This is a genomic window from Streptobacillus felis, assembly GCF_001559775.1.
GTDB lineage: Bacteria > Fusobacteriota > Fusobacteriia > Fusobacteriales > Leptotrichiaceae > Streptobacillus > Streptobacillus felis.
Genome location: NZ_LOHX01000101.1, coordinates 26,215 through 42,215, shown reverse-complemented (window position 1 = coordinate 42,215; position 16,001 = coordinate 26,215). Strand labels below are relative to the sequence as shown.

The window sequence follows — 16,001 nt, the reverse complement described above, 5'->3', positions numbered from 1 at the left end:
GTTTACCTCCTAAATATTTATTTCTTAATCCATTTAAGTTCATATTTTGATAATTCAACATTACCAAGTCCTGTAATGTTTGATGTAAGACTTTCAGCAGAGTTATTAACTATAGCTATATAGTCTTTAAACTCATAAGCTTCAACATAAATGTTGTCACTTACATATTTTTTATTTAAATCATTAGTAACATATCTAATAATGTTGTATAGGAAACGAGTATTTTCTACGCTATAAGGTAGCCCTTGTAAATAAACCCCCTTACCTTTACCATAATTATTTATACTTGCTTCAACACCGAATTCTTTATCAAGTTGAAGTATTTCTAAATTCTCATTAGTAGAGTAGATATATTTGTTTCTATTTCCTATATATATTTTACCTTGAATTTGGTCAAAAGCAAAATGTTTTTCTTCATTTTGTTTCATGTATCTAGAAAATTGTAAAGTATTTCCAACTTCTTTATCTACACCTAAAACATCTTGTAATTGGAAGTAAGTACCATTTCCACAAGTAGCAGAAGGGTCTCCAACTCCTATAAAGCTATTTCCTTTTGCAACAAATTCTCTTATTGCACTAAGAACTTTTTCATCTTTCCAGTTACATCCACCAGAAAATGATGTATTAGCTTCTCCAACATTTATTATTACCTTAAATTCAGCTAATTTTTCAGGATTTTTAACATCATCAAAGTTAATAAATTCTAAGTTATATGGTAATCCTGAAAGAGCTTCAAGTACACCTATATATGATAAATTTTCCTTAACTCCAGATGCATGACCTGTTCTATTTGCTTGCCATGATTTAATTTTACCCCAAGAGTTTAATATACCAATTTTGTAATCTGGTTTAATACAATCTTCATTAGGGCTATTTTCGTGTATTTCTCTAAATTCATTAGTTGATTTAGTTACACCGTCAACAAATTCAGGGAATTTAGCTGCAAGTGACAAATATCCTCCAAATCCCATTCTGTCAACTTTTTTAGTAAGTATAGCTCTTCTTGATCTCATCCAGTTGTATTCCCATTCTAAGTGAGGAGTATTTCCTTCATAAAAAGTATCTGGAAATAGGTAAGGTAAGAATCTAATTTCTTTTATTCTTACATCTTCCATATCAGAAACCATTCTAATATCTACACCACATTCAGCAGATCCTGCAACACCATCTAGTCCAATATTTTTGAAATATTTACCATAAGGCTCAGTACCTACCCAGTTATCACCTATAAACATTATGGCTTCTTTACCATATTCATGAACTATATCTACACATACTTTTGCAAGAGTAGATACAAATTTTTGCATGAAATCTATGTAGTCTAAGAATACCTTACTTGGATTTCTAAATTGGTTGTTATAATATCCTTTGTCTATAATATCTTCTAAAGTGATTTCATAACCTTTTTCTTCTTTGAATTTTTCAAACATTTTTGGAGAAACTGAAGCAGAATATCCAAACCAGTCTCCAAATTTTTGCATAGCATGTTGGTTATACATAATAGTAAAGTGATAAAAGAAAGTAGTGAATCTAACCACATTAATATTAGTATTTCTTTCGCACCATTCTTTTAAATGAGCATATATATGCTCACGAGTTTTATCAAATACAGCATCATATGGGATAGATTTATCAGTATCCCAGTTGTTAGTCATATGGTTATACATATGAGTTGTGTCCCAAACTTGCTTTGAGAAAAAGTTTACTGTATATTCATGGAATTTTGTAACTTTATTAATTTTTACTACATTACCATCAAAAGTCCAGTTTTCTTTAGTAACAAGCTCTCCTGTTGTTCTATCAAAAACTTGCCAATAATCTACAGTTTCTGGATCTAATTCTAATTGTTCCTTATAGTATCCAGCCATAGGATCAATTTCTAAAGTATCATCAAAAGCAGTATATCTTTCAGATATTAAAGCTTGATGTTGTATTTCATCTGGATTTTGTCTAGGCCATTCTTGATCTTCCCTTGCTGGAAAGTATGTAGAATAAACCTTTGCATCAAGATTTTCAAAAAATTCATTTAATTTTGTACCGTCACTATTTCTAATAGCGTCAGCACCCCATAATTTAATTAGTTCTAAAACTAATTCTTCACAACCTTTTTCTATAGGTAATGTAACTCTACTCATTTTCTCTCCTAAAATTCATAAATTTGGAATTTTTTAACTACTCTGTTAACTTCTCCACTAGGGAAAGGATTATCAGTAGTTAAGTTGAAGTGTTGTGATTTAAAGAATGCATACATTTGTCCGTAGATTAAGTATGTAAATATTGCTTTTTCAAGACTAATTTCTACTGCAGGACTTACTACAACTTTACTTGCTTCTTTAACACAATCACAGTCTTTTAATGAATATGTAACTATATTATTTGCTACATTTTCAGATTTCATTTCTGTTAAAATATCTAGTGCATATTTTCTTGAATGAGCTTCACTAGAAAGTAATAAGAATACTATAGTATTATTATTGATTATTGATTTAGGACCATGTCTGAATCCTAAAGTAGTATCACTTTTAGCAACTACTTTACCTGCTGTAAGTTCCATAACTTTTAGTGTTAATTCTTCAGCAAGACCTTTGAAAGGACCGTCACCTAATACTATTATTCTATCTTGATCTTCATTTGCTATAGCTTTAATAGTTTCAAGTTTAACATCTCTTTCTTTTTCTACTAAAGAGATAACTTCTCTCATATTAGCAGCACTAGTTTTGTTATAGAACACTAGCATAGCTGTCATTAACATACTAGAGAAACTTGAAGTCATTGCAAATCCTTTATCATTACTTCCTTCTGGCATCATTAATACTAAAGTATTATTAATGTATTCTGGAGTAGTAGCCATTTGCGCAAGCTCTCCTTCAGGATTACAAGTAATAAATAAATGATAAACTTCTTTAACTAATTTATTTGCAAGATTAATAGTTGCTACTGATTCAGGAGAGTTTCCTGATCTTGCAAATGAAACTAATAAAACTTTTTTATCTTTTTTAAGATAGTGAAGAGGATTATTAACTATATCTGTAGTAGCTATAGATCTAAAATCTCCTTCTTGCATAGAATTTAACATTGGTGCTAATATGTTACCTACATATTCTGAAGTTCCAGCACCTGTAAATATTACTTGTGCATCTTTACCAACTTTTTCTAAAAAAGCAGTAACTTTCTCCTTGTTTGCTTCAAAATAGTCAACAGCTTTAGTCCATATTTCTGTTTGTCCATGGATTTCTTTAGCTGTATTAAACGAATTTGTTTCAGTTAGAATGTTTTCACAAATTCCTAAATATTTCATTTTATTCACCTCTTTTTTCAACTGGTACTAACCAATTTGTATTCTTAATATATTATACTTTAAAAATTCAAAAAGTCAATATGCTAGTGTAAAAATATATTAAAAAAAGTGATCCTAAGATCACTTTTTTTCTATATACCATCTTCAAAATCATCTGAAGTTTGTTCTTTAACTTTAAGTTCAAAACCTGTAATTTCTTCTTTTCCAACTTCTAATGCGAAGCTATATAATTTTTCAGTAGTAGAATAATCTCTTTCAGATAATACTTCAAGTACCATAGGTAAGTTCATACCACCTATAACTTTAACATTTTTATGTTTTAAAGTTAACATTGAAGCTGTTTTAAATGGAGTTCCCCCAACTATGTCAGATAGAACTAAAACTCCATCTGTACTTGAAATTATTTCATTTTCAATTTTTTCTTCTAAAACTTCGGGTGTTACATCTTGAGTAAAGTCTATTGCAACTAACTCTTCAGCAACTCCATATATTAATTCTACTGAAGAAAGTATTCCAGAAGAAATTTTTCCGTGTCCTGTTAATAATACTTTTATCATTTATGCTCCTTACTATATTATACCAAGGAAAGTTCCTACAATACCTATGATTAATGTAAGTATAACTAAGTTAAGTGGAGAAACTTTCTTTCTTAATAAGTATAACATTAAGAATGTATACCCAACTGGTAATAATCTTGGCATAACTTTATCAAAGCTTTCTTGTAAGTTAACACTTGCTTCTCCAGCAGGTATAACAATTTTAGTTGTTAATCCTATAAATGAAGCTATCATAGCACCTACTACAGTTAATCCTAATATAGTAATAGATTTAGTGAATTTTTGAGTGTTAGCCTTTAATGTAGCTATTGAGTTAACCCCAGTTTTGTATCCATAGTGCATTAATCCAAATTTTAATGTAAATTGCATTGCATTAAATAATACAAAGAATACTAATGGACCAACTATAGATCCTTGAAGAGCAAAAGATGCTCCAAGACCAGCTGAAATTGATAAGAATGTTAACCAGAATAATGAATCTCCTATTCCTCCTAAAGGTCCCATAGTAGATACTTTAATCGCTCTTATAGTTTCAACATCTTCTTTATTTTCTTCCATAGCAACTACTAACCCTAATATAAATGTAATTAATAATGGGTGAGTGTTGAAGAATTCCATGTGCATTTTCATTGATTTAGATAAATCTTCTTTATTTGTATGTATTTCTTTTAATGCAGGGTTTAAAGAATATAACCAACCTGCAGCTTGCATTCTTTCCATATTAAATGCACCTTGGCAAAAGAAAGAACGAATAGCCATTTTATTTAACATACTTGGCGTTACAACTTTTTTAACTTGTTTATCAGTATATTTAGATTCCATTTTCTTCCTCCTCATTTCTTACAACTTCTACTGCTTTAGAAGAGTTTGAATAATAATCATATAAAGCCATTGCTATTGCAACTAATGTAACAGCTACTAAGTCAAGTTTTAAGTAAGCAGCTAATACGAAACCAACAATTAAGAATCCAAAGTATTCTTTTTTAAGCATGATATTTAATAATAATGCAAATCCTATTGCTGGCATCATTCCACCTGCTGTTCCAAATCCAGAAACAACTTTTTGTGGTAATAGATCTATAATAGTTTTAACAGCATCTCCACCGAAGTATACAAATAGGAATGTAACTCCACCAAATAATACGAATCTAATTAGTAATTGAATATATACTAATCTATCAACACCTTCTGGATTAGCTTCTTCTGCAGCTTGGTCTCCTAATTTCATCATACCTGAATATAAAGAGAACATTAAAGTAACAATTATTTGTCCTATTACTGCAAGTGGGAAAACAATACCTATAGCTTCTTGTGCTTGTAATCCTGATAGTAGTGCAAGTGAAACTCCGAAAACTCCTCCAACAACTATGTTAGGTGGTTGAGCACCTGCAAGTGGAACTAGTCCCATCCATACAAGCTCTAAGCTTCCTCCTACCATTAATCCTGTTTTAACATCGCCTAAGATTAATCCTATGATTAAACCTGAAAATATTGGTCTGTGGAAAGTTTGAAGTCCATCAAATTGTTCTATTCCAGCAAATCCAGCCCAGATAGCGATTAAAATTGCTTTTAATAACATAAAGATTCCTCTCCTTTACTATAATAAATTAATTAATTCCTGACCTTTATCTGTTGGTACCCCTTTAATTGTAAGTTTGATACCATGACTTGAAATTTTTCTAAGAACTTCTCTATCATCATCATCTACAGAAACTGTAGGTGTGATTTGAGTTTTCCCTTCAGCAAAGTGCATGTTTCCAACTATCCATTCGTCAAGTTTTAAACCTAACTCAGTTAGTCTTAATACATCTTGTGGTGTTTTACAAACTAAAAGTATTTTTTGACTTGGTGAAGCCTTGTGTATAACAGCAGCTGTTTTTTCAACTGTGAAATATCTAGTTTGTATACCTTCTGGAACAACCATGTCCATTAAAGATTGTTGAACAGTATTTGTAGCAACTTCATCATTTGCAACTAAAATTAAGTTTGCTTGTAAACTGTTAACCCATGTCATTCCAACTTGTCCATGAATAAGCCTGTTGTCTATTCTAGCAGCTAAAATATTTGGCATAAAATTCCTCCTTTAATTTTTTTAGGTGCATAAGGTCCATACCACTGTCACCGTTTAACTAAAGTATAATTCATTTTTTCAATTTGTCAATATCTTATATAGAAATTTTTTTCATTTTTTTGCAACCATTATATTGGACTTTTTCTACAATCCAAGTAAAAACAAGGGTTATAGAAGTTTGACTTAATATACTTAAATATAAAAAATATGAAAATAAATTTCAAAAAATAATATTAATTGAAATTGTATTTTAAAACAAAAAGCATCAAAGTTTTCTTTTGATGCTTTTTCTATCTATTTAACTTTTATTTCATTCCATATTTTGTCTTGTTTTTCTTTAGCCTCGTCATCTAATGCATTAGGTAAAGTTGAATTTTGTAAAACATATTCAAGTTCTAATATTGGAGCTTTGTTTGCTTTAATATGTGAGAATATACTTGGCGTTTTAAATTGATCTAAAACTTTAACAAAGTTTTCAGGTTGATATAGGAAATTTAAGAATTTGTATGCATTTTCTTTATTAGGAGCCTCTTTAAGTATAGCCATAGTATCTATGTACATCATAGCCCCTTTTGGTAAGTAGTAAGTATATTCTTTAAATTCTTCCTCATCTATTTCATAAAATACATCTTGATATCCATGTACTGCAACAAACTCACCAGTAGTTAAACCTTTACCATAAGTAACATTTTCAAATTTAGCAATATTTTCTTTCCATTTTAAGATTAAATCTTTTGCCTCTTGTAATTCATTATCATTTTTAGAGTCTGATGGATATCCTAAATATTGTAATGCCATCCCTATAACTTCTCTTGAATCATCAAGTATAGTCATTCTAGACTTGTATTCAGGATCTAATAGTATTTCTAAACTTCTTTCTTCTGCATATTTAGGATTTACTGAATCATTTTTTAGACTTATACCTGTAGCAAATAAATTATATGGTATAGTATAATCTAGATTCTCATCATAAGTTTTTAATAAATCTTTTGAAATAGTAATGTTTTCAAAAACATTATTAAATTTAGACTTGTCTAATTTTTCTAAGAAATCATTGTCTCTTAAAACTTTTATAAAATCCGTAGATGGAGAAATGATATCATATTCCTTTACTCCTGATAATAATTTAGAAAGCATAACATCATTAGTATCATAGAAACTTACATTAACCTTTATACCAGTTTCTTTCTCAAAATCTTCAAATATTTCATCTGGCACAAATGATTCCCATGTGTAGATGTTTAAAACTTCCTTTTTCTCTGTGTTAGCTCCACAGCTGATTAAAACAAAAAACATTAATAAATAAATTAATCTTTTCATTGTCACCTTCCTTCTTTCTTTTTGATGTTAATATATGATAGCAAAAAAAATAAAATATATCAATTGATTTTTATTTGTGAAAAAAGGTATAATTAATAGGTATTTAAAATTAAGGGGTGATTATTATTTTAAAAGAAATTTTTAAGACATTTTCTTCAAATATTTTGTATATTATATCAAGGGCATTTATATTTTCATTACCTTTATATTTTTTGATTAATTTTGTAAATCAAAACATTTTATTAGTAATAGTTATATCCGTATATTTAACTTTTTCTGTAACCTATTTACAATTTAGTTTTATAGAAAGATTTAGTGGTAAAAGTTTTGGTAATAAGAAATTCTTGTATATATTATTAACGGTAATTTTTTACTTAGTAATAAATACTCTTATTGGAGCAATAATTTCTAGATTTTATGGGATGATAATGATAATAACTACCTCTCTATATATTACATATTTTGTAGTATTAATTAATAACGAAGATGAAGAAAATAAAAATGTTTTTGCTGAATTTAAGGAAGTAGTTAAGGCAAAATGGTTAAGATATATCAAATACTTTTTTATCTTTGCTTTATTCATTACAATATTTGTAGCAACAATATTTTTAATATTAAGCAATATTGATGAATTTGTATATATTTTTTTATTGTCTATAATAATATTTGTATTATCTATTTTATTTATCTATTTAGCATTAGAGACTATAATTATACATAAACTTGTAGAAGAATACAAAAATGAAAAATTAATAGTTGAAAGAGAATAATAAAAAAAGTATAATAAAAAATAAATAAAAATATTTTGGAGGAAAAATGGAGAAAAAAAGTATATGGCAGTCATATAAATTTTCTATTATTTTAATTTTATCTATAATTACAGGTTCTTTAATAGGAGCTGTTTTTGGAGAAAAGGCTAAGGTTTTAAAACCTTTTGGAGACTTATTTATTAACTTAATGTTTACTATAGTTGTACCTCTTGTATTTGCTACTATAGCATCATCAATTTCTAATATGACTAATATGAAAAGATTAGGGAATATAATTAGATCTATGCTTATAGTATTTGTTGTTACAGGATTTATAGCTTCAGTAATAATCTTATTTGTTGTTAAGGTATTTCCACCTGCAGAAGGAGTAAATATAGTTGTAAATGAAGTTGCAGAGTTAAAAACTATTTCAACATGGGATCAAATAGTTAAAACATTTACTGTTACAGATTTTCCAGAATTAATTTCAAGAAAAAATATGCTACCACTAATAATATTTACAATATTTTTCGGATTCTGTGTTAATGCAATAGGAGAATCAGGAAGAGTAATTTCAAACTTTTTAGATGCTTTATCTAAAACTTTATTAAAAATGATAGGATATATTATGTATTATGCTCCTATAGGTTTAGGTGCTTACTTTGCGGCATTAGTAGGAGAATATGGTAAAGAATTAATAGGTTCATATACTAAGGCTATGTTAATATACTATCCTTTATGTATCTTATACATATTAATTTTCTTCCCTATATATGCATATGTAGCTGGAGGTAAAGAAGGAGTTAAATCTTTAAAATATGTATTATCCCCTGCTGTTACAGCAGTTGCAACTCAAAGTTCTATAGCAACTTTACCTATAAATATAGAAGCTTGTGAAAATATTGGAGTTCCTAAAGATATATCTGATATAGTATTACCAATAGGAGCTACAGCTCATATGGATGGAACAGTTATAGGAACTATATTAAAAATATCTTTTCTATTTGGTGTATTTAATATTCCATTTACAGGATTTAGTACTTATCTTACTGCTATACTTTTATCTATAGCAGGGGGAGTAGTAATGTCAGGTATACCTGGTGGAGGTTTAATAGGAGAAATGTTAATAGTAAATCTATATGGTTTCCCACCTGAAGCCTTCCCTATAATTGCTACTATAGGATATTTAATAGATCCACCTGCAACTATGATTAATGCAGCTGGAGATACAGTTGCTTCTATGCTAGTTGCTAGAATGGTAGAAGGTAAAAATTGGTTATTAAAAAAAGGTGAAAAAAATGTATAAAGCAGTAGTAACAGATCTTGATGGTACTTTATTAAATAGTAATCATGAAGTAAGTGAATATAGTAAAAAAGTTATAAAAAAATTTGTAGAAAAAGGATATAAGTTCTATATAGCTACAGGAAGACTTTATGCATCGACTAAGGAAATAGCAGATTCTATAGGGGTAAAAATACCATTAATCACTGTAAATGGTACAAGAATTTTAGATGAGGATGGAAATGAAGTATATAACAATACCTTAGATCTTGAAACTGTAAGAAAGATAGCAACTATAGACTATAAATCATGTGGTGAAGATTTATTAATAAATGGATATTTTAGAAATATATGGTTAGTAACAGATAAAAAAGCGGAGGAGTATTATAGAAAAGAAAGACCGGATAAACCATATTTTCCTAATACAGTATCACCTGAAGAATTTATGTCTAAAACATTTAATAAGATGCACTTCATAGGTAAACATGAAGGTTTATTAAAATTAAGAGAAAAGATACAAAAAGAAATAGATGCAGATTTAAATGTAGTATTTGTTGGAAATAACTGTCTTGAAATATTTAATAAAGATGCTAATAAGGCTAAGGCTGCAGAATATATATTAAATAAAGATGGAATTAAATTATCTGAGGCTATTGCATTTGGAGATTCTTTAAATGACTATGAAATGTTAAAAGAAGTAGGTAAGGGCTATGTTATGGGAAATGCCATTTATTTATTAAAAGAAATAGCTAAAGATCTTGAAATGGTAGATACTAATGATAATGATGGGGAAGCAAAAAAAATAGAAGAAATATTTAATTTGTAAGGAGGTATTAAATGGAAAAAAAGGCTCTTGTTGTAGATGATAACGGAGTTATCAGAGGTAATATTAGAGAAATACTAGAAAGTTCTAATTTTGAAGTATATGAAGCTTGTGATGGAATAGAAAGTATAGATATGTATGAGGAATTAAAACCTACTATAGTGATAATGGATATAAATATGCCAAGGCTTAATGGACTTGAAGCAACAGCTAAGATTATGCAAAATCATCCTGATGCAAATATTGCAATTTGTTCTTCTATGTTATTTATTCCATATTATCAAAAACTTGCATTAAAATCAGGAGCAAAAGCTTTGATTTCTAAACCTTTTACAAGACTTGAACTTATTTCAGGATTGAATGAACTATTAGAGAAAATGAGGTAAAAAATGAAAATAATTATAGAATTACTGTATATATTAACTTTTTCTTTCATAGGACAGGGCCTAAGTAAAATATTAAATTTACCTATACCAGGTTCTGTGATAGGACTAATACTGTTTTTCTTAGCACTGCAATATAATATAGTTAAATTAGAAAAAGTTGAGACTACATCAAAGTTTTTAGTTGATAATTTAGCTATGCTATTCATACCAGCAGGTGTTGGAATTATGGTAAGCTTTAAATATATACAAAATATTTGGGTGAGTATCTTATTGATATCACTATTTACTACAATATTATCACTAGTACTTGTAGGAAAATTAACACAATATTTAATATCAAAGGGGGATAAGAAATAATGCTTATGGAAATTACTAGCGACCCTTTATTTGGTATGCTTTTAACTATAGGAACTTTTGCTTTTTTTAGATATTTATCTATAAGGCTTAAGTCATCAATTATTAATCCAACTATTTTTTCCATAATTTTCATAATACTATTTTTAAACTTATTAAAAATACCTTATGAAAATTACTATAAAGGTAGTGAAATATTTAATAGAATGATAGTTCCTGCAACAGTAGCGCTTGCTATGCCTTTATACAAGAACTTTCATATATTAAAAAAATACTACAAGGAAATTCTTTTAGGTATAGGAATAAGCACCTTACTTTTATTAGTAATGCTTGGATTAATAATGGTAGGATTGAAAATGGAAAATGAAATTATTGCATCTATACTTCCTAAGTCAATCACAACAGCAATAGCAGTAGGTGTTACTGAAAAAATGAATGGATTACCATCTATTACGGTAGTTGTAGTAATAATATGTGGTAATATAGGTGCTATATTTGGTGAAATAATATTTAAATGGTTTAAAATAGATAATCCTATAGCACAAGGTATATCTCTTGGAACAACTTCACATGCTATAGGTACAAGCAAGGCAGTAGAACTTGGAGAAGTTCAAGGATCTATGTCAGGTCTTGCAATAATAATAACAGGAATATTTACAGTTATTTTTGCACCTGTTGTTTACGCATTACTTATGTTATTGAAATAAAAAACTGTACACTGAAAATTGGTGTACAGTTTTTTATATATATCAAAAACTTCAATATTATTTATTTTTTGATTTATAAAAAATAAAATAATATATTATAATACCTAAAAATGAATGTTTAATTAAAGTAAAATATCTAGGCTCTATACCATCTTTCTTTTCAATAAAAAGAAAGATGATATAGACCACTGTATATGCTAATATTCCTAAAAACAAATTTCTATTCATTATTTTTCTCCCCACTATATATTTTAAAATAAATATACCATGTACAAATATAAATTGTCAATCAATTTAATGAATTATGCTTTCTAATAAAAAAATATCATTTTTTTGACATATATAAAGAATTGAGTGTTTTTAAACTTAATTTTTAATTGTAATATTCCTAGTTTTAAGTTATAATATCCTTAGGGGTTTTTTAGGAAGCTAATAAAAAGGAGGATATGATATTTTATCATAAAGGTATTATGAATAAAAAAAAGTTATTATTTTTATTATTACTTTCTTCTCTTGCATATTCAATGGAGGAAAAGAGTAATGTAGAAGGAGAAGTTACATTTGGTGTGGATGCAACATTTGGAGCAGATGGTGCTGAAACAGTAGTTAGATTATTCCCACCTATGATAGATTTACTAAGGCCTATGAAATATAGTGATTATGAAGCTGAGGTAAGTGGTGGAAGTGCTGCCCCGAATAATGTTCAGGAACCAGAAATATATATTCCAGAATATGATGGACTAAACAGAGATGTTGAGCTTGCAGTTAAATACCTATCTAAGAATGCTGAATTAAGAAAAAGATTGGGTGTTAAATTAAAAGAAAATTATCTTGGTTTAGGAATTAAAGTTGATGTATTAGGAAAACAAATCTCTCATACTCAATTTTTGGGTAATAATGAAATCGATAAATTAAAGATTTCATTAACATCTGAAAACAAATATGTTAATGGTGAAATTAACTATTATGCTATAGGCGAGAGTAAGGATAAAGTAGACATAGACAAAATTGATACAGAAAAACCTTTAAAAAATAAGGTTGTAGACTATAACTTTAGTATAAATCCTATACCTGATAAAAGTTTATCTGTTTCGCTAGATTTTGAAGGTCAAGATAAGAATTTAAATATAGGGCCTACTTTAAAATATAGAAATGGTGGGACATATGTAAATACTTCGGTGCTGTTTAATAATGTTAAATCAAATTATGATTTAGAAAAAGAATTACATAAAATTAAACATACTGCACCTGGATATGATAAAATTGAATATTTTAAAAAGTGGACTCTTAAAGAAGAATATAAAAATCCACCTGCAGAAATATCAAAAGAAAAATATGAAAATGAATATGCTGACTTAGAAAAAGCTGAAGTTTCAGGAATTAAAGGAACACAAAGAATACTTGGACATTATTCAGGTTCTTTATATGGTGATTCTCCATTTAGATATATTGCTAAAAATGTATTTGATGAAATACACTCTAATCCAAATTTTTCTAATATTTCAAGTGTTACAAAAGTATTAGAAAAAGATGAAAAACCTGGACTAACATCTTTTTCAATTTCAGCACTTCAGTCTATTGGCTCTGAAATTGGAAATAAAAACGAGATGAATAAATTAGCTGAAAAATTAGCTATAAAAATGTATAAAAGATTAGGAGTTCCTTTAGATAGAAAATATTCTAGTATAGGAGTATGGACTCAAATTCCAAGTGAATTTGCTTACCTTTTACCGGGATATTTTAAAGACTTTGATTATACTAAGATAAAATCTGATGAATTAGATGCAGATTATTTATATGATAATGGGATGAAAAAACCACCTAGACCATCTGAAGGATATGATAATGGTCCTTTAGTTGTAAGTGATACATATAAATTAAAAGAAAGATGGCACTATTTTGGACCAGATATGAATAAATATGTATTAAATGAAATAGGTAGAGAATACAAATTTGATAAGATAAAAGAACTTGCAAATACGAGCACTACAGGTTTAGTACTAGATGGTATTTTAGGTGCTATATTTGGTGGAGGGAAGATACAAGAAGTTATTAAATATTTACCTACTATCCAAGATATAGTTAAAAATCCTTATGAAATTAAAGGTATAGATATGTTAAGAGGGATGTATCTACACCAAAGTGAAAAAGAAAGAAATATGATGAAATATGAAGATGAATTAAAGGAATCATTTTCAGATGTTGATTTAAAAGACAATAAGGCAAGATATTCTACTAAGATAAGATTAAATGCTGGACATTTTGGTAAAAACTATAAAGTGGGTGGAGCATTATTATTAAATGATAATATATATGTTGATTCAGAGAAATATGGATATATTAAAAAATCAAATCACCTTGGATTTGATGCTATGTATAAAGAAGGATTAATAGAATTTGATACTAAGATGGCACTATCTTTTGCAAAAAATAATTTATTTAGAAAAGATAATAGTGAAAAATATGTATATGATACAGTTAATTTAAATACGGATACTTATTTTGGGCTTGATATACCAAGTACTGATAAATTTAATGTAGGTTTAGGTATAAGACATATAGGTGATTATGGTTGGATTAATCCTAAATCATTTACTGATAAAAATGGTGATAAAATTAAATGGAATAATATTGCAAAAAGAGATAATAAAAATAATCCAATAGGAAAAGAAGGAGAAACTATAATAGTTTCAGAAACAACTGAAAAAGTTTTAGTTGAGAAAGAAGCTACTACTAATACTAAATTAAAAAGAGACATACATCAATCTGATTATATAGCTACAGTAGAAAGTGAACCAGTTAAATCAACGTATGAAGTATATAATATAGTATCTCCAAGAATTACAATGAGGTATAGACCATATAATAATTATATATTTTCAACTCATTTAGAAGTACCTATAAGTATAAGAAAAGATGCGCCTGCAGGTATAAGAGGAATATATAGTGGAGAAATAAAATACTTAATAGATGATAGTTTTGCAGATACGATATTTAGTCAGAGAAATCCTATTAAATTTAAAACTTCAGGTAATATTGAAGCAGGTGCTATACTTGGCTCAGATTTAGGATACTATCTAGGATATAAAGCAATGGCAGATGCTACTTTTTTAAGAGCTGATATAGATGGTAATGATAAAGATATAGATTTCAGTTTATCACTTAATCCATTAATAGCTAATTTCTCAGTTAAGCCAAGATTAATTTTAGCGAAAGAAGGAAAAGAAATAGTTACTAAATTAGGGCTTGAATATTCAAAAGATACAGAATTTTCAAGTGTTTTAGGTTTTAGAAAAATAATTAAATCAAAAAATGAAATATTAAAAGAAAAATTGATTCCAGAAATTCTAGAAACATTAAAGGATAGAAATGAAAAAGAGTATGAAAGAATATCTGAAAAAGTACCTAGAATTACTTTTGATAAAAAGCTAGAATATATCTTAACTCCTTTTGTGGATATAAGAAAAGAGGAAGGAGACTTTAAAATAAATATTAAAGCCTCATCTATTAAAGGTAATGCTGAAGAGAGAGGAAGCACTGAAACAACAGGAGAAGAAACTCCAAGAGCAAGTGAGTTAGAAGGTAAGAGTAAGGACTATTTATTCTGGACATACAAAAATTACTATAAAAGACCAAGAAATTATGTTTACTTTAAGAAATTAAATTATGATCAAACAAATACTAGAACAGAATATGTAAATAAATTAAATTATGAAAAATATAATTTTTTAGTCGATGCAAAATATAGTAAAGGTTTAGGGATTGATTTTAATACTAAATTAGATATTAGTTATGAATTTAAACAACTTAAAGGAACAGGAATCGAAACAAGAACGACAAATTCTTATTGGAAGTTAAAAGGATTTGTAACAGATGGAACATATGATAATTCTATATTAAATTTACCTGAAAATGATGTTGTATATGATGAAAATGCACCATATGAAGATATGCTTAAATTTGCTGTAGATAAAGGTTCTGACTATATTTCAAGATATAGAGAACTATATAAAGGTTCATCTTCATGGTTTAAAATGAAAGAATCAGAACTTATAGAATTACTGAAAAAAACACCAGAAGTAAAAGTTGAAACTAAAGAAAATGAAGAGACTTTATTGTTAGAAAATAAGAAGATAATAGGGAAATTAGATACTTATTTAGGATATAACTTTAACCCTATTGAAAAATTAATACTTTCAGTTGGTGCTATGCATAATTTAAAAGTTGATTATACATCTATGAATAAAGTTATAGTAGAAGATGAAAAATTATTTGGAAGCAGAAAGATAACTATAAATAATACGATATCTCCAGAATTTGGGGTAAAATATGATATATTTAAAGGATTGAATGCTACATTAAGAACTTCTATGCCTTTTGATTTTGAAAATAAAGACTTTAAAGGATTAAAATTTAATATAAAAACAGGATTAGAATATAAATGGTAGGTGAAA

Annotated in this window: 14 protein-coding genes; 7 read left to right on the top strand and 7 right to left on the bottom strand. The window is 27.7% G+C overall.

Annotated elements, in window-relative coordinates; translation table 11 throughout:
* Positions 1-17: 17 nt before the first annotated feature.
* From gnpA to AYC60_RS01700, 7 genes are all read right to left on the bottom strand, one after another.
* Positions 18-2,135 carry a 1,3-beta-galactosyl-N-acetylhexosamine phosphorylase gene (gene gnpA, locus AYC60_RS01730; RefSeq protein ID WP_067320555.1) on the bottom strand — a complete coding sequence of 706 codons (2,118 nt, stop codon included), beginning with the start codon at positions 2,133-2,135 and terminating at the stop codon, positions 18-20.
* An 8-nt stretch (positions 2,136-2,143) separates the two neighbouring features.
* A complete protein-coding gene (locus AYC60_RS01725; RefSeq protein ID WP_067320552.1) occupies positions 2,144-3,298 on the bottom strand; it encodes an SIS domain-containing protein in 1,155 nt (384 codons plus the stop codon).
* Positions 3,299-3,429: 131 nt separating this feature from the next.
* Entirely contained in the window at positions 3,430-3,855 is a 426-nt protein-coding gene (gene agaF / locus AYC60_RS01720) for a PTS galactosamine/N-acetylgalactosamine transporter subunit IIA (protein ID WP_067320550.1), read from the bottom strand.
* Positions 3,856-3,867: 12 nt separating this feature from the next.
* Positions 3,868-4,677 carry a PTS system mannose/fructose/sorbose family transporter subunit IID gene (locus tag AYC60_RS01715; protein WP_067320548.1) on the bottom strand — a complete coding sequence of 270 codons (810 nt, stop codon included), beginning with the start codon at positions 4,675-4,677 and terminating at the stop codon, positions 3,868-3,870.
* Complete coding sequence (agaW, locus tag AYC60_RS01710) at positions 4,667-5,434, bottom strand: PTS N-acetylgalactosamine transporter subunit IIC (RefSeq protein WP_067320545.1); 768 nt, start codon at positions 5,432-5,434, stop codon at positions 4,667-4,669. The genes AYC60_RS01715 and agaW overlap by 11 nt, the downstream gene beginning before the upstream one ends.
* Before the next feature lie 18 nt (positions 5,435-5,452).
* On the bottom strand, positions 5,453-5,926 hold the full coding sequence (gene agaV / locus AYC60_RS01705) for a PTS N-acetylgalactosamine transporter subunit IIB (RefSeq protein ID WP_067320541.1): 474 nt from the start codon (positions 5,924-5,926) through the stop codon (positions 5,453-5,455).
* Positions 5,927-6,220: 294 nt separating this feature from the next.
* The gene (locus AYC60_RS01700) at positions 6,221-7,246 is read right to left on the bottom strand and encodes an extracellular solute-binding protein (RefSeq protein ID WP_067320538.1); all 1,026 of its coding nucleotides are present in this window, start codon (positions 7,244-7,246) and stop codon (positions 6,221-6,223) included.
* A 428-nt stretch (positions 7,247-7,674) separates the two neighbouring features.
* Here AYC60_RS01700 and AYC60_RS08845 point away from each other — a divergent pair, with 428 nt between their 5' ends.
* The 7 genes from AYC60_RS08845 to AYC60_RS01665 all read left to right on the top strand — a co-directional run bounded on the left by AYC60_RS08845 (position 7,675) and on the right by AYC60_RS01665 (position 15,995).
* Entirely contained in the window at positions 7,675-8,016 is a 342-nt protein-coding gene (locus tag AYC60_RS08845; protein WP_197416920.1) for a hypothetical protein, read from the top strand.
* 46 nt (positions 8,017-8,062) lie between these two features.
* Positions 8,063-9,301, top strand: coding sequence for a dicarboxylate/amino acid:cation symporter (locus AYC60_RS01690; RefSeq protein WP_067320532.1), 1,239 nt, complete (start codon positions 8,063-8,065; stop codon positions 9,299-9,301).
* On the top strand, positions 9,294-10,103 hold the full coding sequence (locus AYC60_RS01685) for a Cof-type HAD-IIB family hydrolase (RefSeq protein WP_067320529.1): 810 nt from the start codon (positions 9,294-9,296) through the stop codon (positions 10,101-10,103). Before AYC60_RS01690 ends, AYC60_RS01685 begins: the two co-directional genes overlap by 8 nt.
* An 11-nt stretch (positions 10,104-10,114) precedes the next feature.
* On the top strand, positions 10,115-10,486 hold the full coding sequence (locus AYC60_RS01680; protein ID WP_067320527.1) for a response regulator: 372 nt from the start codon (positions 10,115-10,117) through the stop codon (positions 10,484-10,486).
* 3 nt (positions 10,487-10,489) lie between these two features.
* A complete protein-coding gene (locus AYC60_RS01675; RefSeq protein ID WP_067320524.1) occupies positions 10,490-10,843 on the top strand; it encodes a CidA/LrgA family protein in 354 nt (117 codons plus the stop codon).
* On the top strand, positions 10,843-11,547 hold the full coding sequence (locus AYC60_RS01670) for an LrgB family protein (protein ID WP_067320521.1): 705 nt from the start codon (positions 10,843-10,845) through the stop codon (positions 11,545-11,547). Before AYC60_RS01675 ends, AYC60_RS01670 begins: the two co-directional genes overlap by 1 nt.
* A 446-nt stretch (positions 11,548-11,993) precedes the next feature.
* Complete coding sequence (locus tag AYC60_RS01665) at positions 11,994-15,995, top strand: hypothetical protein (RefSeq protein WP_067320518.1); 4,002 nt, start codon at positions 11,994-11,996, stop codon at positions 15,993-15,995.
* The last annotated feature ends 6 nt before the right edge of the window (positions 15,996-16,001 follow it).

Bases quoted from the DNA above. Each gene is read 5' to 3' on its own strand.
- gnpA (WP_067320555.1), bottom strand. From the start codon at position 2,135: ATGAGTAGAGTTACATTACCTATAGAAAAAGGTTGTGAAGAATTAGTT.
- AYC60_RS01725 (WP_067320552.1), bottom strand. From the start codon at position 3,298: ATGAAATATTTAGGAATTTGTGAAAACATTCTAACTGAAACAAATTCG.
- agaF (WP_067320550.1), bottom strand. From the start codon at position 3,855: ATGATAAAAGTATTATTAACAGGACACGGAAAAATTTCTTCTGGAATA.
- AYC60_RS01715 (WP_067320548.1), bottom strand. From the start codon at position 4,677: ATGGAATCTAAATATACTGATAAACAAGTTAAAAAAGTTGTAACGCCA.
- agaW (WP_067320545.1), bottom strand. From the start codon at position 5,434: ATGTTATTAAAAGCAATTTTAATCGCTATCTGGGCTGGATTTGCTGGA.
- agaV (WP_067320541.1), bottom strand. From the start codon at position 5,926: ATGCCAAATATTTTAGCTGCTAGAATAGACAACAGGCTTATTCATGGA.
- AYC60_RS01700 (WP_067320538.1), bottom strand. From the start codon at position 7,246: ATGAAAAGATTAATTTATTTATTAATGTTTTTTGTTTTAATCAGCTGT.
- AYC60_RS08845 (WP_197416920.1), top strand. From the start codon at position 7,675: ATGATAATAACTACCTCTCTATATATTACATATTTTGTAGTATTAATT.
- AYC60_RS01690 (WP_067320532.1), top strand. From the start codon at position 8,063: ATGGAGAAAAAAAGTATATGGCAGTCATATAAATTTTCTATTATTTTA.
- AYC60_RS01685 (WP_067320529.1), top strand. From the start codon at position 9,294: ATGTATAAAGCAGTAGTAACAGATCTTGATGGTACTTTATTAAATAGT.
- AYC60_RS01680 (WP_067320527.1), top strand. From the start codon at position 10,115: ATGGAAAAAAAGGCTCTTGTTGTAGATGATAACGGAGTTATCAGAGGT.
- AYC60_RS01675 (WP_067320524.1), top strand. From the start codon at position 10,490: ATGAAAATAATTATAGAATTACTGTATATATTAACTTTTTCTTTCATA.
- AYC60_RS01670 (WP_067320521.1), top strand. From the start codon at position 10,843: ATGCTTATGGAAATTACTAGCGACCCTTTATTTGGTATGCTTTTAACT.
- AYC60_RS01665 (WP_067320518.1), top strand. From the start codon at position 11,994: ATGATATTTTATCATAAAGGTATTATGAATAAAAAAAAGTTATTATTT.